The following is an 18,272-nucleotide window of genomic DNA, read 5'->3' on the forward strand; positions in this document are numbered from 1 at the left end:
TGTGAGCAGGGGCGTCACGAACGAGAGTCTGCACCGCAGCGTGCTCGGCGAGCTGGGCGCCCTCGTGGTCGCGGGCGACTACGCCACCGGTCAGGTGCTCAGGATCGAGCAGCTGGAGGCCAGGTTCGGGGTGTCTCGTACGGTCGTGCGCGAGGCCGTACGAGTCCTGGAGTCGATGGGCCTGGTCAGCAGCCGCCGGCGCGTCGGCATCACGGTGTCGCCCAGGACCTCCTGGAATTTGTTCGACCCCCGCGTCATCCGCTGGCGGCTCGACAGCGGCGAACGCGCCTCGCTGCTCCGCTCCCTCGGCGAGCTCCGCCGCGGCGCCGAACCCGTCGCCGCCGCGCTCGCCGCCACCCATGCCACCCCCGAGCAGTGCGGCCGGTTGACGGAGGCGGTCATGCGGATGGCCGTCCACGGCAGGTCCGGCGACCTGGAGTCCTACCTGGCCGCCGACATCCTGTTCCACCGGACGCTGCTCGAAGCCTCGGGCAACGACATGCTCGGCGCGCTCACCACGGTGGTCACGGAGGTGCTGGCGGCTCGTACGCACCACCACCTGATGCCGGCCTTCCCGGAGCCGGCGGCGATCCGCCGGCACGCCGAGGTGGCCCAGGCGATCCAGGCCGGAGACCCCGCGGAGGCGCAACGTGCGATGGGTGACATCGTCGACGAGGCGACAAGCGCCATGCTCGGGCCAGACGTCTGACGCGCAGTGGTCGCGGAGCCGGCCGGCCACTGGGCGTCTCAGCAGAGGACGGGCTGACGCGCGCCGGTCACACAGCACAGCTGACACACGCCGGTCGGGGAGCGGCGGCTGACACGCGCCGGTGGCGGAGCGGCAACTGACGCGCTGTCAGCGGAGTGGTGCCGCTGATGCGTGATCGCGTCGGCGATGCGACATTGGCGTGGGCACACTCCTCGTTCCCTAGGGCGGCAAGATGTGAAATATGCCGACGATTACCGCGGTGCCCGGCGGTCGCTGCGGGTGTACGAACTAGGCGGTCCGCAAAGCCGCTTCCGCGGCAAGCAGGCCGGCTATTCGCCAGGTCACGCGCTGATCCGGGCCTCCGGGCCGCCGATCGCCGGGGAGAGCCCCTGAGCAGCGGGGTCGCGCGAGCCGCGACCCCGCCGCAGGCGTCCGGAAGGCCGCCTTCACCCGTTCTGTGGAAATCCCGTAATTTCCAAGTTTGGGCATAGAAAAGCGGCGAAGAATCTCCTGGAACCGCAGCACGGAAACGGCCGCCGCACCCATCGGACTCACCCGTAGGTCATTCGTATTCTTGCGATCCGGCCCGTACCGAACCCGGCCCGGCGGCACCCGTCATCCGCGGGAGAACGCCTGCACGCCGCGTAACAGCCGGATGGCCGCCTCCAGCCCGCTGGCGGCCTCCAGAGCCCGGCCCGAGGCAGTGGCGAAACGGCTCAGCAGGTGCTCCTCCCGCTCCCCGAAGCGGCGCCCCGCCACCCACAGGAACACGTGCTCCCTCGTGGCGAGCGGCACCGGCATGGCCAGGAAACCGGGCTCGCCCATCGACGCGTCCGGCACGATCAACAGCCGGACGGACCGCGTGGCGAGCGTCTTGAGCACCCCGGACTCCTGCAGCCACGGGCGTACCCGCAGCGGATCGACCGGGGGCGCGTGCACATTGACGGCCTGGGCGACCTCCCGTAGCGCGTCCACCCGTACGAATCCCGCGTAGGCCGTTCCGGTGACCGCCGCGGCGGTCCCGCTCAGCCTGTCGATCAGTCCCGCGGGGTCCAGGCAGGAGAACGAGGCGATGAGTTCGCGCATGGCGACGTCGACACGGTTGTAAGTCATCGCTGTATCCCTCAGAGGAGGGGGAAGTGAGATCGCGCAGTATGATCACGCGTATCTCAAGGGCGGTGACCCCGAGTCTCGCCGTCGCCGTGTCACTTGACCAGACCCCAACTGGAAATCGGGATTTCCGGTCAGCGGGGGCGCAGGCGGAGCCACTCCAGCTCGTCCGACCGGGTCCCGTCCTCCCTGGGGAACAGCTCGCGTTGCGTCGACTCCTGGACGAAGCCCGACCGCTCCAGCACCCGCTGCGAAGCCTTGTTGCCCACCTCGGTCCCGGCCACGATCCGGTGCAGCTGGGTGTTGGCGAAGGCCCAGTCCACCAGCAGCCGCACGGCCCGCGTCATGAACCCTCTGCCCCGGAACTCCGACCGCAGCGAATATCCGATCATGCCCTGCCCGATCAGCGGCACCACCTGCACCAGTTGCACGTGCCCCGCGAACCTCCCGGAGATGGCATCCTTGATCGCCAGCTCGATCCGCTGCCCAGACACCCACCAGTAGCCGGTGTAGCGGCAGCGCCGCTCGTTGTCCTCCAGCGTGGTACGCGGCCCGACCGCGTAGGCGGCCACACTCGGCTCCCGCATCATCGCGTGGAACTCGGGGGCGTCGGCCACCTCCATCGGTGTCAGCCGTACCACCCCGTCGCTCAGCTCGCCGCCGTCGAAGAACGGCAGGTAGGACTCGGCCGCCAGGCCGGAGTCGCGCCGGATCCGGGCGAACGTGATGATGTCGGTGCGGCGCCCGTCACGCCCGACCTTGGCGTCACGCCTGCGCCCCTCCTCCTGGAAACCGGCCTTGTAGGCGACTCGCAGGCTGGCGATGTTCTCCACGGCGGCGTGCAACTCCACGCGCTCGACGCCATGGTCGAACAGCCACTCGGTTACCGCCCGCGTCGCCCGGCTCACCACGCCCTTGCCGCGCGCCCACGGCGCGGCCAGGTAGCCGATCGCCGCCACGCCCCACGGATCGGGCGGCTGGACGCCGATGGCACCGACGTAGTGGCCGTTCTCGGTGATCGTGAACTCGGCGCCGCCGTCCGCCCACTTCGCCTCCGCCGCCCGCAGGTAGGCGCGCGCGTCCTGCAACGTGTACGGCGACGGCAGGGTGTACAGAAACCGGGCCGTCACCGGGTCGTCACACGCGCGTACGATCGCCTCGGCGTCGGAATCGGCGGGACGTCGCAACACCAGGGGACCGGTAGAGATCACCTCACGGGGGAACATCCCTCATAGATATCGCGCGTCAAGGCGTGCTCGAAAGCCCTATAACCTTGCCGACATGGGTTTCCGCAGGCATGGGCCGTTCCAGGCGGGGGATCAGGTGCAGCTCACCGACCCCAAGAACAAGCGCCACACGATCACGCTCAAAGAGGACGGCGTCTTCCACACGCACAAGGGCGCCATCCCCCACAGCGACCTGATCGGGCAGCCCGAAGGCTCCGTGGTGCGCTCCTCCGGCGGCACCCAATATCTCGCCTTCCGTCACCTGCTGCAGGACTACACTCTGGCCATGCCGCGCGGCGCCGCCGTGATCTACCCCAAGGACGCCGCGCAGATCGTTGGCATGGCCGACGTCTTCCCCGGCGCCCGGGTGATCGAGGCGGGGGTCGGCTCCGGCGCGCTGACCTGCTTCCTGCTGCGCGCCGTGGGCCCCGAAGGTCACGTCACCTCCTACGAGCGGCGTGAGGAGTTCGCCGACGTCGCGCGCAAGAACGTGGAGAAGTTCTACGGCGGCCCCATGGACGACACCTGGCGGCTCGTCGTCGGCGACCTGGTCGCCTCGATCGACGAGGTGGACGTCGACCGCGTCATCCTCGACATGCTCGCCCCCTGGGAGTGCGTCGACGCCGCCGCCAAGGCCCTCACACCGGGCGGCGTCATCTGCTGCTACGTGGCCACGACGACCCAGATGTCCAAGACTGTCGAGGCGATTCGCGATCACGGGAGTTTCACCGAGCCCCATGCGTGGGAGACCCTGGTTCGCGACTGGCATGTCGAAGGGCTCGCGGTAAGACCGGATCATCGGATGATCGGCCACACCGGTTTCCTCGTCAGCGCCCGTCGCATGGCGGACGGTGTGGCACCGCCACCACGCCGCCGACGACCGAAGGGGACCACTGAGGAACTATGACAATTTGGCCACGAGGGTGCGTTGGTGCGTGACACGGGAACAGATCGCCGTGTTCCTATGCTGCCAGTATTAAACGCACTATTAGGGATTATTCGCCGAACACTGAATGTCACACGACGAACACTGCCCGGCCAGGTTACGGAGGGGCCCGAGATAGGTAAGGTCCTTAGTAGTCGCCCTCGACTGGGAAGGAGGTGACGGGGCGTGGCAGCTCGCGATGATGCTGAGGCTCGAGCCGCGCAGCGCGAACGGGAGGTCGCTGATCTTTCAACACAGGTCTCCTTCCTCCAAGAGGAGATCACCGCGCTGAGGCGGAAGCTGGCCGAGTCACCCCGTCAGGCCAGAGTCCTTGAAGAGCGTCTCCACGAGGCGCAGGCGAACCTCGCGGCCGTCACCGGCCAGAACGAGCGCCTGGTCGCCACACTCAAGGAGGCCAGGGATCAGATCGTTGCCCTCAAGGAAGAAGTCGACCGGCTGGCACAACCGCCATCCGGGTTCGGCACCTTCCTGGAGGCCAGAGAAGACGGCACGATCGAGGTGTTCACCGGCGGCCGCAAGCTGCGGGTGAACGTCAGCCCCGCCGTCGACGTCGACTCGCTCCGGCGTGGCCAGGAGGTCATGCTGAACGAGGCGCTCAACGTGGTCGAAGCCCTCGGCTACGAAGAGGTCGGCGAGATCGTGATGCTCAAAGAGCTCCTCGACCAGGGGCAGCGCGCACTGGTCATCTCGCACGCGGACGAGGAGCGCGTCGTGCGTCTCGCCGAGTCACTGGTCGGGCAGCCGATCAGGGCGGGCGACTCGCTGTTGCTCGAACCCCGCTCGGGCTACGTCTACGAGCGGATTCCCAAGTCCGAAGTCGAAGAGCTCGTGCTCGAAGAGGTCCCCGACATCTCCTACGAGGAGATCGGTGGCCTGATGCGGCAGATCGAGCAGATCAGGGACGCCATCGAGCTGCCCTACCTGCACGCCGACCTGTTCCGCGAGCACAAGCTGCGCCCCCCCAAGGGCGTTCTGCTCTACGGCCCGCCCGGCTGCGGCAAGACGCTCATCGCCAAGGCCGTCGCCAACTCCCTGGCCAAGCAGGTCGCGGAGCGCACCGGCCAGGAAGGCAAGAGCTTCTTCCTCAACATCAAGGGCCCCGAGCTGCTCAACAAGTACGTCGGCGAGACCGAGCGGCACATCCGCCTGGTCTTCCAGCGGGCTCGCGAGAAGGCCTCAGAGGGCACCCCGGTGATCGTGTTCTTCGACGAGATGGACTCGATCTTCCGCACCCGAGGCTCCGGCGTCTCCTCGGACGTCGAGAACACCATCGTTCCCCAGCTCCTTTCGGAGATCGACGGTGTCGAGGGCCTGGAAAACGTCATCGTCATCGGCGCCTCCAACCGCGAGGACATGATCGACCCGGCGATCCTGCGGCCCGGCCGCCTGGACGTCAAGATCAAGATCGAGCGGCCCGACGCCGAAGCGGCGAAGGACATCTTCTCCAAGTACCTCATCTCCGAACTGCCGCTGCACCCCGACGACCTCGCCGAGCACAGCGGTTCCCGCGAGGGCACCATTCACGGCATGATCCAGAGCGTCGTGGAGCGCATGTACACCGAGAGCGAAGAGAACCGCTTCCTCGAGGTGACCTACGCCAACGGCGACAAGGAAGTCCTCTACTTCAAGGACTTCAACTCCGGCGCGATGATCCAGAACATCGTCGACCGGGGCAAGAAGATGGCCATCAAGCAGTTCCTCGAGAGCGGACAGAAGGGCCTGCGGGTGCAGCACCTGCTCACGGCCTGCGTGGACGAGTTCTCCGAGAACGAGGACCTGCCCAACACCACCAACCCGGACGACTGGGCGCGCATCTCCGGCAAGAAGGGCGAGCGGATCGTCTACATCCGCACGCTCGTGTCGGGCAAGCAGGGCGCGGAGGCGGGTCGCTCCATCGACACCGTCGCCAACACCGGCCAATACCTGTAAGAGGCTGCTGAGAAGGGCCGCGCGGATCTCCGCGCGGCCCCTTCTCATGCCGCCCCATCTTCTCCGCGTCGCCGAGGGACCCGTGTGAAAATTGGGACCAACGGAACCAAAGTGATCGTTGTGCCGTCCAACTGGGCGTGCAACCACCCAACCGGCCGAGGCGCTCATCCGGAGAAGGCCGGCTGGCCGAACTCGATCTGCTCAGGTTCGTCGCCGCCCTCGCGGTGCTGGCCTTCCACTACCTGATCGCGTTCGCCTCCGTCTGGGGAGACCGGCCCGCCGAGCTCTTCCCCGCCGTCGCCCCGTTCGCCGGGCTCGGCATCCTGGGCGTGGAGTTATTCTTCGTCATCAGCGGCTTCGTCATCCTCATGAGCGCGTGGGGGAGGGGGCTCGGCGCGTTCGCCCGGAGCAGGTTCGTCCGCCTCTACCCGGCCTACTGGCTCAGCCTCGCCGCCGTCGCCGCTCTCTACGGCCTCACCGGCATCAAGGTGCTCGACCCCAAGCTTTCGCCTGGCGAGTATCTGGTGAACGCCAGTATGTTCCAGCGGCTGTTCAAGGTCCTGGACGCCAGCGGCGTCTACTGGTCCCTCTGGGCCGAACTCCGCTTCTATCTCCTCATGGCCATCCTCGTGATCATCGGTGTCACCTACGGTCGCGTCCTGATCTTCGCCGGTGTCTGGCTGGCCGCCGCGCTCGGCGCCGAACTGCTCGGCAACGAGGTGCTCAACGAGATCGTCATGCCCCGCTACGCTCCCTACTTCGCCGCCGGCATGGCCCTCTATCTCATCCACAAACACCGCAACGCCGTGCTGCCCTGGCTCTACGTCGCCTGCGGCTACGTCCTGGCGGTGCACTCCGCGCTCGAACGCGTCCACGGCCGGATCAAGGTCGCCGGATTCAAGAGCATGCCCGTCAGCGACCTCAGCGTGATCATCACCATCACGGTCATCTTCGCCGCGATGTCGTTCGTCGCCCTCGGCGTGTTCCGGCTACGACCGTCCAGAACGCTCACAGCGCTCGGCGCGACGACCTACCCGCTCTACCTCTTCCACTCGGTCGTCGCCGTGGCTCTCATCCCCATCCTGGCCACCAGAATGGCCCCCTGGGCCACCGCCCTCACCACCACGCTCGCGGCCGTGCTCCTGTCCTACCTTGTCTACTCCCTCGCCGAACGCCCCATCCAGCGTCTTCTTAAGCCCCGCGCGCGTCCACAAACCCCCCCAGTTCCCGCCGTAAAGGTGGAAAAGACTGCGGTGCCATAACTCTGTGACCCTGGGGCACTGTGAAGGGCATAGGCTCGGGCATATAAACGGCGGATAGGCAGATCCGGACGAACAGAGGGTGTTGCATGACGGTGCGTCGGGTGATGGGCATCGAGACCGAGTACGGCATCTCCGTACCAGGTCAGCCAGGCGCCAACGCGATGGTCACCTCCTCGCAGGTGGTGAACGCCTACCTGGCGGCCTCCGCCGCCAGGGCGCGCAGGGCGAGGTGGGACTTCGAAGAGGAGAACCCGCTGCGCGACGCCCGCGGCTTCGACCTGGCCAGAGAGGTCGCCGACCCCAGCCAGCTCACCGACGAGGACCTCGGCCTCGCCAACGTCATTCTCACCAACGGCGCCAGGCTCTACGTCGACCACGCCCACCCCGAATACTCCACCCCCGAATGCACCAACCCGCGCGCCGCCGTCATCTGGGACAAGGCCGGCGAACGCGTCATGTACGACGCCGCCCAGCGGGCCTCCGCGATCCCGTCCAACGCGCCCATCCAGCTCTACAAGAACAACACCGACGCCAAGGGCGCCAGCTACGGCTGCCACGAGAACTACCTCATGCGGCGCGCCACCCCCTTCGCCGACATCGTCCGCCACCTCACCCCGTTCTTCGTCTCCCGCCAGGTCGTCGTGGGCGCGGGCAAGGTCGGCATCGGACAGGACTCGCGCGGCGAAGGCTTCCAGATCAGCCAGCGGGCCGACTTCTTCGAGGTCGAGGTGGGCCTGGAGACCACGCTCAAGCGGCCGATCATCAACACCAGGGACGAGCCGCACGCCGATCCGGAGAAGTACCGGCGGCTGCACGTGATCATCGGCGACGCCAACATGTCGGAAATTTCGACATACCTGAAGTTGGGCTCCACCGCCCTCGTCCTCGCCATGATCGAAGACGGCTTCCTCAGCCGCGACCTCGCCGTCGAGAACCCCGTACAAGCCCTGCGCGCGGTCTCCCACGACCCCACCTGCCGCTACGAGATCCCCCTGCGCGACGGCCGCAAGCTCACCGCCATCCAGCTGCAGATGGAATATCTCGAGCAGGCCCGCAAGTACGTCGAGGAACGCGGCACCGCCCAGGAAGAGATGAACAAGGACATTCTCGACCGCTGGGAATCCGTCCTCACCCGCCTGGCCGAAGACCCCATGCAGCTCTCTCGCGAACTCGACTGGGTCGCCAAACTCGAACTCCTCGAGGGCTACCGCACCCGCGACTCGCTCACCTGGTCCCACCCCCGGCTGCAACTCGTCGACCTGCAATACTCCGACATCCGCCCCGACCGCGGCCTCTACAACCGCCTCGTCGCCCGCGGACGCATGCAGCGCCTGGTCACCGAGGACGACGTCCAGCGCGCCGTCGAGAACCCACCCACGGACACCCGCGCCTACTTCCGCGGCCGCTGCCTGCGCCAATACAGCGAGTCCGTCGCGGCCGCCTCATGGGACTCGGTCATCTTCGACATCCCGGGCCGCGAATCCCTCCAGCGCGTACCGACCCTCGAACCACTGCGCGGCACCAAGGCCCACGTGGGCGAACTCTTCGACCGCTGCCGTACCGCCGCCGACCTGGTCGCCGCCCTCACCGGCGGAGACTAGCCGCCGTACGTCTCCGGGCCGGGCCGCCTCACGTCGCGCGCCCGGCCATGGGTGTTCTTCCAGCCCAAGACTTCCGGCTCCCAGACTTCCGGCGCCCGGGTTTCCCGGCCCCCGGAGGCGTCCGGTCAGAGCAGGCCGATGCCCAGCGTCAGCGTGCCCACCGCCAGCGCCGCGCCGCCCACCACCGTCAGCCCGATGAGCTTGCTCGGCTTGGTGTCGCTGGGACGGACCACCGACAGGAAGAAGCCGAGCGGCATGAGGATCGGGGCGGCCACGATGAGGATGCGGACCAGGCTCTTCAGGCCGTCCGAAAGATCCGCCTGATCCACGTAGAGCATCGCCACGAGGCTGAACAGCACCAGCACGCCCGCGTGAGCGTGGCCGGCCCGCCAGAGGCTGCGGCGCACCGGGTTGTCGTTGTAGCCGGGCACGTTCCGCATGAGGAACGTCAGCAGCGAGACACCGCCGAAGGCCACCGCCGGGACTGTGATGAGAAGCACACCTGCCGTGCTCAGGGACGAGGGGGACATCGAAACCTCCTGTGGGACAGGGGCCTCATTATTGGATAGGGGAACTATCTAGTCAAGTCGGCAAGATCGCGGGGCCTTGGGCGCGAAATGTCGCCCGGTTCGGGGAAGATATGCCTAGAGAGCAGTCCCCCAAGCGGAGGTAGGTAGGACATGGCAAGCAAGGACACGGGTGGCCAGAAGCAGGCCGGTCGGCGCGAGAGCGAGGTCGAGGAGACCGAGGCTTCGGCGGCGCCGGATGTGCAGGAGCGCCAGGAGAAGCTCACCGACGATGTCGACGCGATTCTGGACGAAATCGACGAAGTTCTCGAAGAGAACGCAGAGGAGTTCGTTAGGTCGTATGTGCAAAAAGGCGGACAGTAGGGGATAAAACGGACAAAAAGAGGGGGGAAGTGGGTGGAAGTGGGTGGTGTAACTAAGTGGTGCCCGGACTGTAAGGAGGTGAAGGGAGTTTCTGAGTTCGGGCTCAACAAGCGCATGAGTGATGGGCTTGCACGGTACTGCAGGGAATGCTTCAAGGTCCGCTCTCTTCGGAGCTACCGGAAGCGCAAGGCCGAGCAGGGGAAGACTGTTCGCGAGAAGGTCGAGGTTCCTGCTGGGCACAAGTACTGTCCGCGATGTGCGGAAGTTAAGGCGTTGGATGGCTTCGGGCGCAATCGTGCCAGCAACGATGGGTTGACCGATTACTGCAGGCCGTGTCACTCGCGTGTGATGCTGGAAAACAAGATCAAGAATCATGGCAGCCAGCGGAACTACATGCTCAAGCTCCGCTACGGCATCACCGAGGACGACTTCGAGCGCATGCTTGCCCAGCAGAATGGACTATGTGCCATCTGCCAGGTGGTTCCGGGCGTGTTTGTGGATCACTGTCACGCCAGCGGGCTGGTCCGCGGGATTCTCTGTTTCAACTGCAACAACGGTCTGGGGCATTTCGGTGACAACACCGTCCTGCTCGAGCTCGCGGCCCACTACCTCGACGGCGAAATCTTCTGGCCGGAGTTCGTGGTCCTGCCTGAGCAGCGGCGGAGTGAGATGCCCGTGGCGCCGACCAGGACCTACCACCTGTCCCAGCGTTATCGAATACGTCACGAGGACGTTGAGCGCATGATCGCCGATCAGCATGGATTGTGTGTCGTGTGCTGGGGTCGGCCGCCTGAGCATGTCGATCACTGCCACCGTACGGGCGATGTGCGCCACGCGCTCTGTCTGCCGTGTAACTCGGGCATCGGCCAGTTCAGAGACGACTCGGGCGTGGTGCGGCGCGCGTGGGCCTACATCGAGGCGACGGTCGAGTGGCAGGACATCGAGGATGCGTCTGAGGAGGAGATCCAGGAGTTCATCCGCGCCGATGAGGAGATGCGGTCCGAGTTCTATGAGCGAGCGGTCCGGGTCTGATCCGGTGGGGCGTATTCGACGGCCACGCCGAGGAGGCGGACCGGCCGGTTGAGGTCGAAGCGGTCGAGCACGGTGAGGGCGGCGCGGGACAGCTCGGCCGCGTCGGTGGTGGGTGAGGGGAGCTTCGACTGGCGGGTGCGGGTGAGGAAGGGCGCGAATCGCACCTTTACCGAGACGCGGACGATCACTCGTCCGGCGGCGGTCGCGTCTGAGGCGACCTGTCGGGCCAATGTGGCTATGTGGGTGAATATTTCGGTTCTGTCGGTGAGGTCGTGCGGGAAGGTGATTTCGCGGCTGTGCCCGCGGGCGACCCAGGGAGTGGTGACGACCTCGGCTTCGCCCTTGCCGAGGGCGAGATAGCGATACCAGGGGCCGTTGGTGGGGCCGAAGCGGCGGGCCAGGTCGGCGGGGTCGGCGGCGGCGAGCTGGGCGACCGTGTCGAGTCCTAGGTCGGCGAGCTTTTTGGCGATCTTGGCGCCGATGCCCCAGAGCGCGTCGGTGGGCCGGTCGTTCATGACCTCGGCCCAGTTGTCGCCGGTGAGACGGTAGATCCCGGCGGGTTTGGCGAAGGCGGAGGCGAGTTTGGCCTGGTGCTTGTTGTCGCCGATGCCGACGGAGCAGTACAGGGCGGTTTCGGCCAGGACGGCCTGCTGGAGGGCGGTGGCCAGCGCCTCGGGGTCGTCGGTCCGGGCGCCGATGAACGCCTCGTCCCAGCCCCAGATCTCCACCAGGACGGGAAACCCGCGCAGCGTGGCCATGACGCGCTCGGACGCGGCCTCGTAGGCGGGCGGGTCACTGGGCAGGAAGACGGCGTCAGGGCACCGTTTGAGCGCGGTGCGGAGCGGCATGCCGGAGTGGACGCCGTGTTCGCGGGCTTCGTAGGTGGCGGTGGCGGCGACGGTGCGCGGCTGGGTGGGGTCGCCGGAGCCGCCGACCACGACGGGTCTGCCGCGGAGTTCGGGGTGGCGCAGGATCTCGACGGCGGCGATGAACTGGTCGAGGTCGACATGCAGGACCCAGTCCTTGGTGGACATGTCTCTCAGAGTAGGACGTGCAGCACCCAGTCCCTGGTGGACGCGTCTCTCAGACGGGCCCCAGTCCCTGGTCGACGCGTCTCTCAGAGTTACGACCTCGAGCACGATTGGGAGTAGGACGGCCTTGCCTGAGGTGTTCGGGTGATGGGGGATCACCCCCCGTGACGTTCGGCGGCGCGGTCGGAGACCAGGGGACCGATGGCCCGGATGGTCTCCTCCAGATCGTCACGTTCTCCGGTCCAGCGCAGTAGGACGGCCCATTTCTTGCTTTCGGCGATGGCGTGCTCGACGCATATGCGTTCGGAGGACTGTTGGCGGCGGGCTTGCTCGAAGGCAGCGATGATCTCGGGCGGGGCGTCTTTGCCGGGTCTTTTCGGTGGGACGCTGACCTGGTCGGGGTGAGCGTTGTGCAGGCCGCGGTAGCCGCTGTCCATCTCCACCTGGACGTCGGCGTCCCGGCTTGCCGGCTTGGGACGGCGGACTTGGAGCTCGCTGCCGTCAATGCGCAGCTTGATCCCTTTGGAATGGGCGTAGGCCGACACATCGGCCAGGGTGTGCAGGCGCATTCTCTGCGGGGTGGCATAGCCGCGTCCGGCCAGCAACGGCCGCACTTGGCCGATGGTCGATGGTGGAGCGGTGCACGCCATACAACGCGGCCAAGGCAGTGACCGGCAGTCCGGTGCGCATGAACGCCAACGTCACCAGCGCCCGGTCGACGAAGACCAGCGTGGGCTTGGGACCCGCGATCTACTTGAGACAGATCCCGCCTCGACTGCCAAGATCAAGATCTGCCTGAAATGCTCAGTTGAGCAGCGAACATCGGCTCCAGGGCGTTCAACATAAGCGTTCTGCAGCGCTCCGTTCCGCCGGCAATCCTGCCCGCCATCGCCAGCGAGACGCAGCCGTGCAGGAAGGCCCAGATCGTGTCGACCGCGCCGGGGGGATCGGCCAACTCGGCGCCCCGCATCTGCGCGATGCCCTGCAACGCGAGGCGGAAGATACGAAAGGCGTTCTTGGCCTCCCGTGGGGTCTCGGCTGTGCCGAACGGCACCCCATCCATGCCGTTCATCGCCTGGTAGAGCTCCGGGGAGGCGAACGCGAACGCCCAGTACGCCTCGGCCATCGCGACCAGCCGCCCCTCAGGGGAGCCCTCCGCCGCCAGGCGCAGTTGCTCAGCGAGTTCGGCGAAGCCGAGCATCATCAGCTCGACCAGCAGATCCTCCTTATTGGAGAAGTGCTGGTACAGAATCGGCGCGCTGTATTCGAGCTTGCCGGCGATGCGGCGGATCGTGACTGCGTTCCAGCCTTCCTGGGAGGCGATGACCCGGGCTGCCTCCAGCAGTCGGGCGCGCATCTCCTCCCGCTCCCGCTCACGCCGCTTCTTGCTGGCGCTTGGTTCGGGCTGGGTCTTCGTCGTCACGATGCGTCCTCTCTCTTGACGCCGACATCCTATCGCCGGTCTAATTCCTAACAATGTTAGATCTATGAACATCGTTAGGGGAACAGCATGATCGTCGTGTTCGGCGGGACGGGCAGACTCGGCCGTCAGATTGTGGAACAACTCCGCCAGGAGGCAAAGGCAGTGCGCGTCGTCACCCGCGATCCGGCCACGGCGAACGCGGTCCAGGGCGTTGAGGTTGTCGCGGGCGACGTGCACGACCGGCGCACGCTGGTCCGAGCCGCGACCGGGGCCGAGGCGATCGTCTGCACCGTCCAGGGCGGCAACGGCAAGGGGAACAACGGCCCCAAGGGCATTGAGGGCGCCGGGATCCCCAGCCTCATCGGCGTCGCACGCGACACCGCGGTCGAGAACTTCGTCTACATCTCCTCCGCCAGCGCCCACGCCGACAGCCCCGTCGAGTTCTTCCGGCTCAAGTTCGAGGCCGAGTGCTTACTGCGCACCAGCGGCCTGCCGTACTCGATCCTGCGGCCCACCCACCTGATGGACACCTGGGTGGAGATGCTCACCGAGTCGATCACTAAGCAGGGGAAGGCCACCGTATTCGGCTCGGGCACCAACCCGGTCTCATGGGTAGCCGGCAAGGACGTCGCCAAGGTCGCCGCCGCGCTCGCCATGCGCCCCGGCGAAGGCTGGTCCGCCGACCTCGGCGGCCCCGAGGCGCTACCGCTCACGAAGGTCAACGAGCTCATCGCGGCCTCGCTGGGCCTGAAGATCAAGGGTGAGAACAAGATGCCAGTCGGGATGCTCCGCGTGATGAGCCCGCTGACCAGGCCGTTCAACGCGGTCCTCGCCCGACAGATGCAGATGGGGGCACTGCTGGACACCCGGCCGCAGATCGTCGACTCCAGCGCGGTCTGGGCCCGGTTCGGCGAGCCGCTGTCCCTGCCGACATGGCTGGAGATCAACCACCCGAGCGGCCGGGAACGACTCTGACGTTCTGCCGCCCTCGGCGCGTTCCCCGTCCACCCGCCGCAATTCAGGGAAACGACCATCACTTGAGTCAGCCTGTCAGCAGGTCCCGCCCACTACCTCTCTACACCAGCCCCGATCATCGTGCGAGAGGTCATTAGGACGTGCGGGACCCGGACCCCGGTGGACACCTCTCTCAGAGCAGGCGGCCGTCGCGGTAGAGGAGGGAGCGGCGGGGGAGTGCCCAGGCGGGGGCGCCGATGGGGGGTTCTTCGCCTTCGGGGACGACGGCCTGGATGAGGGCGTCGTCCGTCCCGAGGGTGACCAGGGTGCTGGTGCCGAGGTTCTCCAGGACGGAGACGGTGCCGGGGAAGGCGTCGGGGCGGGCTTGGAGCAGGAGTTCCAGATATTCGGGCCGCGCTCCGTACACGAGATCTCCGCCGGCGATGCCCGCGGGGGCGGGGAGGGTGGCGCCGGCGACGTGGAGGGTGCCGGAGGTGATCTGGCCGGGCAGCAGGTTCATGGGGGTGGAGCCGATGAAGGCGGCCACGAAGGGGGTGGCGGGGCGCTGGAACACCTCGGCGGGGGTGCCGACCTGGGTCATCCGGCCGTGGGACATGACGGCGATGCGGTCGGCCAGGGCGAGGGCCTCGGCCTGGTCGTGGGTGACGAAGACGGTAGTGACGGGCGAGCTCGCGCTGCAGGCGCTTGAGGAAGGTACGGGCGTCGAGACGGAGCCGGGCGTCGAGGTTGGACAGCGGCGGTGCGCAGGAGGGTGGTCTTGCCGCAGCCCGACGGGCCGAGCAGGGCGAAGAACTCGCCGTCGGCGATGGTGAGGTCGAGACCGTCGAGGGCGCGTACTCCGCCGGGGAACACCTTGGTGAGGCCGTGCAGCGAGATCACCGTTTGATCCCTCCGTGGAAGCGGAAGCCGTACCGCTGGGAGACGAACAGGTACATCGCCACCACCGGGAGCGAGTAGAGCAGTGAGAAGGTGGAGATGAGCTCGAGTCTGGGTGAGCCGCCCTCGGTGTAGAGGGTGTAGAGGATGACCGAGCCGGGGGCCTTGTCGGGGTCGCGCAGCAGGATGAACTGGAACAGGAATCCGCCCCACACGCTGGCCAGCGCCCAGACGGCGATGGTGGCCAGGCCGGGCCGTACGAGGGGGATCACGATGTGCCGCAGGATCTGCAGGGATGAGGCGCCGAAGACGCGCGCCGACTCCTCGTAGGTGGTCGGCGTCTCGTCCATGAAGTCCTTGAGGATGAAGATGGCGGCGGGCAGCAGGCCGCCGGAGACGACGAGGATGACGCCGAGGTGGGTGTCGATGAGGTCGAGCCTGGTGGCGAGTTCGAAGATGGGCACCATGGCGGCGGTGCCGGTGACGACGGACGACAGCAGCAGGAGCAGATAGAGCAGCACGTCGCGGCCGGGGACGCGGACCCTGGACAGGGCGTAGGCGGCGAGTGCGGCCAGGACGACGACGAGCGCGGCGGCGCCGCCGCCCTGGATGAGGGAGTTGCGGATGGAGCCGAGGGCGTAGGGGTTGTCCAGGATGGCGGCGAAGTTGCGCAGGGTGAAGTCCGGGATGGAGGTGGTGATCGCTGGGGTGGCGTCGAAGGGGGCGCTGGCCAGCCAGAGCATGGGCAGCGCGAAGAAGGCCAGGACGATGGCGATGAACATGGTGGCGGCGAGCCGTCCGATGGTGTGCCGGATCATGCCGGTGGCCTTCCCGCCGTGCGGCGCCGGCCGCGCAGCAGCCGCAGGTACGCCAGGGCGAAGACGAGGTTGATGAGCAGGATGAGGAAGGACACGGCGGCGCCCACGCCGAGTTCGCCGCCTTTGAGGGCGATGTTGTAGACGTAGACGGGCAGGATCTCCGAGCGTCCTTCCGGCCCGCCGCCGGTGAGGACGAACGGGGTGAAGTCGTTGAAGGTCCAGAGGCTGATCAGCAGCAGGTTGGTCAGCACGTGCCGCCGGATGAGCGGGAAGACGACGTCGCGCAGTTGCTGCGGCACGGAGGCGCCGGCCAGGCGGGCGGTCTCCAGGTGCGAGGGTGGCACGTTCTCCAGCGCGGCGGCGTACAGCATCATCGAGAAGGCGGTGCCGCGCCAGATGTTGAAGACGATGATGGACGGCAGCGGGTAGTCCAGCAGCCAGCCCAGGCCGGGCGTGCGCAGGAGCGCGTTGAGCGTGCCGTCGTCGCGGTCGAGCAGGGCGAACCAGAGGAAGCCGACGACCGTGCTGGGCAGGATCCACGACAGCAGTACGACGCCTTCGACGGCCCGTCGTAGCGGCCCGCGGCGCGTGCGCAGCAGCCAGGCGAGGGTGAAGCCGAGCCCGGCCTGGCCGAGGACGGCCGAGCCGCCGACGTAGACGACGGTGAGCCACAGCGAGCTGAGGAAGCGTGGGTCGGTCAGCGTGGTGATGTAGTTGTCCAGGCCGACGACCTGGGGGTCGGCGGCGGCCAGGCCGGTGAGGCGATAGTCGGTGAGCCCGAGGTAGATCGTCCAGAGGGCGGGGAAGACGAGGAAGACGGCGATGAGGACGAGGGCGGGCAGGATGAACCCGGCCGCTCGCGTCCTGCCGAGCCCCACCGCGTCAGTATCCATGGCGATCCTTCGGATCGCGGTTCGGTCGCTGGGATCCTGTGCCTTCCCTCGTCTCTCCGGTCGCTTCGCTCCCTGCGTTCCTCAGTCCAGGCCCAGGCGCTCCCTCACGGTTCATGGCGCTCTCACCCGGCGACGTGGTCCGCGCCGCCTACCAGTTCTTCCAGCTTGGTCTGGTAGGCGGCGGCCGCCTCGTCGGCGGTTTTGCCGCTGACGATCGCCGCGGTGGCCTCCTGGAGGGCGACGGAGACCTGGGGGTAGACGGCGAGGCCGGGGCGGTAGGCGGTGATGGGCAGCACCTTGTCGGCGATGTACTTCAGCATCGGGTCGGCGGTGAGGACCTCGCTGTTGACGTCGCCGCGGGAGCTGATCCGGGCCTGTCCGGCCAGCTGCGACTTGGTGGCCGCCGCGGAGTGCATGAACGCGAGCAGTTCCCAGGCCAGCTTGGGGTTCTTGGAGAAGGGGTTCAGCACTCGTACGGCGCCGCCCGACATGCTGGCGAAGTCCTGGCCGCGGATGGCGCCGCCGGGGTTCTTGGCGGGGATCTCGGCGTAGCCGACGGCCGAGTCGCGGTCGGCCATGGGGGCGACCCCGGCCTTCGGCTCGATGACGGATCGCCAGAAGTAGTCGCTCTCGGCCAGGATGCCGATCTTGCCGGCGGCGAACTGGGCGAAGGATTTGTCGCGGCCCTTGGCCTCCTGCTGCAGTTTGGGGTCGCTGAGCCCAGAGGCGTAGAGCCGCTGGTAGAAGCCGAGGACGTCCTTCATGGCCCGGGTGGCGCCGGTCCACTTGCCGTCGGCGTAGATCTCGGACCCGGCGGCGGCGAGGAGGGGGAGCACGCCCTGCATGGTGGTGGCCTCGCCCATCGCGGTGCCGGCGTTGATCTGGATGGGGGTGGGCACGCCCGCGGCCTTCAGCCTGCCGCCGGCCGTCAGGATGTCCTCCCAGCTCGTCGGCTGCCATGGGTCGGGCAGGCCGGCCTTCTTGAACAGGGTCTTGTTGTAGAACAGGACGCGCCCGTCGGTGCCCTGGGGCAGGCCGTACTTCTTGCCGTCGAAGACGCCGAGCCCCTGTACGGCCTGCGGGATCTGTGACCAGCCCTCCCAGGAGTCGACGGCGGGCCCGCCCAACTCGACCAGCGGCTTGATGTAGCCGGCCTGGGCGAACTCGCCGACCCAGATGCCGTCGAGGTCGATGACGTCGGCTCCGGCCTTGGACTTGAGGTCGAGCGCGATCTTGGTCTTGTACTGCTCGTCGTCGACCCCGCTGGGCTGGAAGAGCACCTTGACGTTGTGGTGGGTCTGCTCGAAGCCGGGGATCACCCATCGCTTGATCCAGTCGGCGGACTCGGAGTTCTTGCCGCCGGAGATGGAGTTGGCGGTGATGACGAGGGTGATGCCCTCCCCTCCTGCGGGCGCGCCGCTCCCGCAGGAGCAGAGGGACACGATGGCGAGAGCCGCGATCACCGCAGGTCGGCTGGGGAGTCGCATGTCGGCCTCCTGTTCAGGACGTGCAGACATACCGACAATCGCACGGCCTCTACTGGGCGTAAAG

20 protein-coding genes are annotated in these 18,272 nt (G+C 67.4%); 9 read left to right on the forward strand and 11 right to left on the reverse strand.

Features of this window, described 5'->3' with window-relative positions:
* Nucleotide 1: 1 nt before the first annotated feature.
* Both ACGFJ2_RS45695 and ACGFJ2_RS45700 read left to right on the forward strand, forming a co-directional pair.
* Nucleotides 2-709: a FadR/GntR family transcriptional regulator gene (locus ACGFJ2_RS45695; protein WP_393479343.1), complete on the forward strand. Its 708-nt coding sequence runs from the start codon at nucleotides 2-4 to the stop codon at nucleotides 707-709.
* A 234-nt stretch (nucleotides 710-943) separates the two neighbouring features.
* On the forward strand, nucleotides 944-1,102 hold the full coding sequence (locus ACGFJ2_RS45700) for a hypothetical protein (RefSeq protein ID WP_393479345.1): 159 nt from the start codon (nucleotides 944-946) through the stop codon (nucleotides 1,100-1,102).
* A 222-nt stretch (nucleotides 1,103-1,324) separates the two neighbouring features.
* On the opposite strand, the gene ACGFJ2_RS45705 is transcribed toward ACGFJ2_RS45700, so the two are convergent.
* Complete coding sequence (locus ACGFJ2_RS45705) at nucleotides 1,325-1,822, reverse strand: hypothetical protein (protein ID WP_358204794.1); 498 nt, start codon at nucleotides 1,820-1,822, stop codon at nucleotides 1,325-1,327.
* 131 nt (nucleotides 1,823-1,953) lie between these two features.
* The gene (locus tag ACGFJ2_RS45710; RefSeq protein ID WP_393479348.1) at nucleotides 1,954-3,045 is read right to left on the reverse strand and encodes a GNAT family N-acetyltransferase; all 1,092 of its coding nucleotides are present in this window, start codon (nucleotides 3,043-3,045) and stop codon (nucleotides 1,954-1,956) included.
* 55 nt (nucleotides 3,046-3,100) lie between these two features.
* On the opposite strand from ACGFJ2_RS45710, the gene ACGFJ2_RS45715 reads away from it, so the two are divergent.
* The 4 genes from ACGFJ2_RS45715 (at nucleotide 3,101) to dop (ending at nucleotide 8,783) form a co-directional block, all read left to right on the forward strand.
* The gene (locus ACGFJ2_RS45715) at nucleotides 3,101-3,952 is read left to right on the forward strand and encodes a tRNA (adenine-N1)-methyltransferase (RefSeq protein WP_225291278.1); all 852 of its coding nucleotides are present in this window, start codon (nucleotides 3,101-3,103) and stop codon (nucleotides 3,950-3,952) included.
* A gap of 204 nt (nucleotides 3,953-4,156) precedes the next feature.
* Entirely contained in the window at nucleotides 4,157-5,920 is a 1,764-nt protein-coding gene (arc, locus tag ACGFJ2_RS45720; RefSeq protein WP_225291277.1) for a proteasome ATPase, read from the forward strand.
* Nucleotides 5,921-6,057: 137 nt separating this feature from the next.
* Nucleotides 6,058-7,182 (forward strand): acyltransferase family protein, encoded by a 1,125-nt coding sequence (locus tag ACGFJ2_RS45725; RefSeq protein WP_393479352.1) that lies wholly within the window; start codon nucleotides 6,058-6,060, stop codon nucleotides 7,180-7,182.
* 86 nt (nucleotides 7,183-7,268) lie between these two features.
* Entirely contained in the window at nucleotides 7,269-8,783 is a 1,515-nt protein-coding gene (dop, locus tag ACGFJ2_RS45730) for a depupylase/deamidase Dop (RefSeq protein ID WP_263654939.1), read from the forward strand.
* A gap of 125 nt (nucleotides 8,784-8,908) precedes the next feature.
* On the opposite strand, the gene ACGFJ2_RS45735 is transcribed toward dop, so the two are convergent.
* Nucleotides 8,909-9,313, reverse strand: coding sequence for a hypothetical protein (locus ACGFJ2_RS45735; RefSeq protein ID WP_357951700.1), 405 nt, complete (start codon nucleotides 9,311-9,313; stop codon nucleotides 8,909-8,911).
* Nucleotides 9,314-9,463: 150 nt separating this feature from the next.
* Here ACGFJ2_RS45735 and ACGFJ2_RS45740 point away from each other — a divergent pair, with 150 nt between their 5' ends.
* Together ACGFJ2_RS45740 and ACGFJ2_RS45745 are read left to right on the forward strand one after the other, a co-directional pair.
* Nucleotides 9,464-9,673, forward strand: coding sequence for a ubiquitin-like protein Pup (locus ACGFJ2_RS45740; protein WP_219463784.1), 210 nt, complete (start codon nucleotides 9,464-9,466; stop codon nucleotides 9,671-9,673).
* Nucleotides 9,674-10,021: 348 nt separating this feature from the next.
* Nucleotides 10,022-10,705, forward strand: a complete 684-nt coding sequence (locus ACGFJ2_RS45745) for an endonuclease VII domain-containing protein (protein ID WP_393479356.1) — start codon at nucleotides 10,022-10,024, stop codon at nucleotides 10,703-10,705.
* Here ACGFJ2_RS45745 and ACGFJ2_RS45750 read toward each other — a convergent pair.
* The 3 genes from ACGFJ2_RS45750 to ACGFJ2_RS45760 form a co-directional block, all read right to left on the reverse strand.
* Nucleotides 10,681-11,739: a DNA polymerase IV gene (locus ACGFJ2_RS45750; protein WP_393479359.1), complete on the reverse strand. Its 1,059-nt coding sequence runs from the start codon at nucleotides 11,737-11,739 to the stop codon at nucleotides 10,681-10,683. The two genes, ACGFJ2_RS45745 and ACGFJ2_RS45750, sit on opposite strands and share 25 nt — an antisense overlap.
* A gap of 152 nt (nucleotides 11,740-11,891) precedes the next feature.
* Entirely contained in the window at nucleotides 11,892-12,350 is a 459-nt protein-coding gene (locus tag ACGFJ2_RS45755) for a hypothetical protein (protein WP_393479361.1), read from the reverse strand.
* Between the two features lie 170 nt (nucleotides 12,351-12,520).
* A complete protein-coding gene (locus ACGFJ2_RS45760) occupies nucleotides 12,521-13,159 on the reverse strand; it encodes a TetR/AcrR family transcriptional regulator (protein ID WP_357951706.1) in 639 nt (212 codons plus the stop codon).
* 87 nt (nucleotides 13,160-13,246) lie between these two features.
* Here ACGFJ2_RS45760 and ACGFJ2_RS45765 point away from each other — a divergent pair, with 87 nt between their 5' ends.
* The gene (locus ACGFJ2_RS45765; RefSeq protein WP_393479364.1) at nucleotides 13,247-14,134 is read left to right on the forward strand and encodes an SDR family oxidoreductase; all 888 of its coding nucleotides are present in this window, start codon (nucleotides 13,247-13,249) and stop codon (nucleotides 14,132-14,134) included.
* A gap of 172 nt (nucleotides 14,135-14,306) precedes the next feature.
* On the opposite strand, the gene ACGFJ2_RS45770 is transcribed toward ACGFJ2_RS45765, so the two are convergent.
* From ACGFJ2_RS45770 to ACGFJ2_RS45790, 5 genes are all read right to left on the reverse strand, one after another.
* Nucleotides 14,307-14,729: a TOBE domain-containing protein gene (locus ACGFJ2_RS45770; protein ID WP_393479367.1), complete on the reverse strand. Its 423-nt coding sequence runs from the start codon at nucleotides 14,727-14,729 to the stop codon at nucleotides 14,307-14,309.
* Nucleotides 14,711-15,013, reverse strand: a complete 303-nt coding sequence (locus ACGFJ2_RS45775) for an ATP-binding cassette domain-containing protein (RefSeq protein ID WP_357951712.1) — start codon at nucleotides 15,011-15,013, stop codon at nucleotides 14,711-14,713. Before ACGFJ2_RS45775 ends, ACGFJ2_RS45770 begins: the two co-directional genes overlap by 19 nt.
* The gene (locus ACGFJ2_RS45780) at nucleotides 15,010-15,828 is read right to left on the reverse strand and encodes a carbohydrate ABC transporter permease (protein WP_357951714.1); all 819 of its coding nucleotides are present in this window, start codon (nucleotides 15,826-15,828) and stop codon (nucleotides 15,010-15,012) included. Before ACGFJ2_RS45780 ends, ACGFJ2_RS45775 begins: the two co-directional genes overlap by 4 nt.
* Nucleotides 15,825-16,721 (reverse strand): carbohydrate ABC transporter permease, encoded by an 897-nt coding sequence (locus tag ACGFJ2_RS45785; RefSeq protein ID WP_393479371.1) that lies wholly within the window; start codon nucleotides 16,719-16,721, stop codon nucleotides 15,825-15,827. Before ACGFJ2_RS45785 ends, ACGFJ2_RS45780 begins: the two co-directional genes overlap by 4 nt.
* Nucleotides 16,722-16,843: 122 nt before the next feature.
* Nucleotides 16,844-18,208 carry an extracellular solute-binding protein gene (locus ACGFJ2_RS45790; RefSeq protein WP_357951717.1) on the reverse strand — a complete coding sequence of 455 codons (1,365 nt, stop codon included), beginning with the start codon at nucleotides 18,206-18,208 and terminating at the stop codon, nucleotides 16,844-16,846.
* Nucleotides 18,209-18,272 lie beyond the last annotated feature (64 nt).

Origin of the sequence: Nonomuraea sp. NPDC049028 (assembly GCF_043197735.1) — a bacterium.
Classification (GTDB): domain Bacteria; phylum Actinomycetota; class Actinomycetes; order Streptosporangiales; family Streptosporangiaceae; genus Nonomuraea.

Excerpts from the sequence above, each read along its gene's own strand:
- ACGFJ2_RS45765 (WP_393479364.1), top strand. The coding sequence starts at position 13,247 with ATGATCGTCGTGTTCGGCGGGACGGGCAGACTCGGCCGTCAGATTGTG.
- dop (WP_263654939.1), top strand. The coding sequence starts at position 7,269 with ATGACGGTGCGTCGGGTGATGGGCATCGAGACCGAGTACGGCATCTCC.
- ACGFJ2_RS45780 (WP_357951714.1), bottom strand. The coding sequence starts at position 15,828 with ATGATCCGGCACACCATCGGACGGCTCGCCGCCACCATGTTCATCGCC.
- ACGFJ2_RS45715 (WP_225291278.1), top strand. The coding sequence starts at position 3,101 with ATGGGTTTCCGCAGGCATGGGCCGTTCCAGGCGGGGGATCAGGTGCAG.
- ACGFJ2_RS45785 (WP_393479371.1), bottom strand. The coding sequence starts at position 16,721 with ATGGATACTGACGCGGTGGGGCTCGGCAGGACGCGAGCGGCCGGGTTC.
- ACGFJ2_RS45790 (WP_357951717.1), bottom strand. The coding sequence starts at position 18,208 with ATGCGACTCCCCAGCCGACCTGCGGTGATCGCGGCTCTCGCCATCGTG.
- ACGFJ2_RS45770 (WP_393479367.1), bottom strand. The coding sequence starts at position 14,729 with ATGTCCCACGGCCGGATGACCCAGGTCGGCACCCCCGCCGAGGTGTTC.
- ACGFJ2_RS45705 (WP_358204794.1), bottom strand. The coding sequence starts at position 1,822 with ATGACTTACAACCGTGTCGACGTCGCCATGCGCGAACTCATCGCCTCG.
- ACGFJ2_RS45750 (WP_393479359.1), bottom strand. The coding sequence starts at position 11,739 with ATGTCCACCAAGGACTGGGTCCTGCATGTCGACCTCGACCAGTTCATC.
- ACGFJ2_RS45735 (WP_357951700.1), bottom strand. The coding sequence starts at position 9,313 with ATGTCCCCCTCGTCCCTGAGCACGGCAGGTGTGCTTCTCATCACAGTC.
- ACGFJ2_RS45740 (WP_219463784.1), top strand. The coding sequence starts at position 9,464 with ATGGCAAGCAAGGACACGGGTGGCCAGAAGCAGGCCGGTCGGCGCGAG.
- ACGFJ2_RS45710 (WP_393479348.1), bottom strand. The coding sequence starts at position 3,045 with ATGTTCCCCCGTGAGGTGATCTCTACCGGTCCCCTGGTGTTGCGACGT.
- ACGFJ2_RS45745 (WP_393479356.1), top strand. The coding sequence starts at position 10,022 with ATGCTGGAAAACAAGATCAAGAATCATGGCAGCCAGCGGAACTACATG.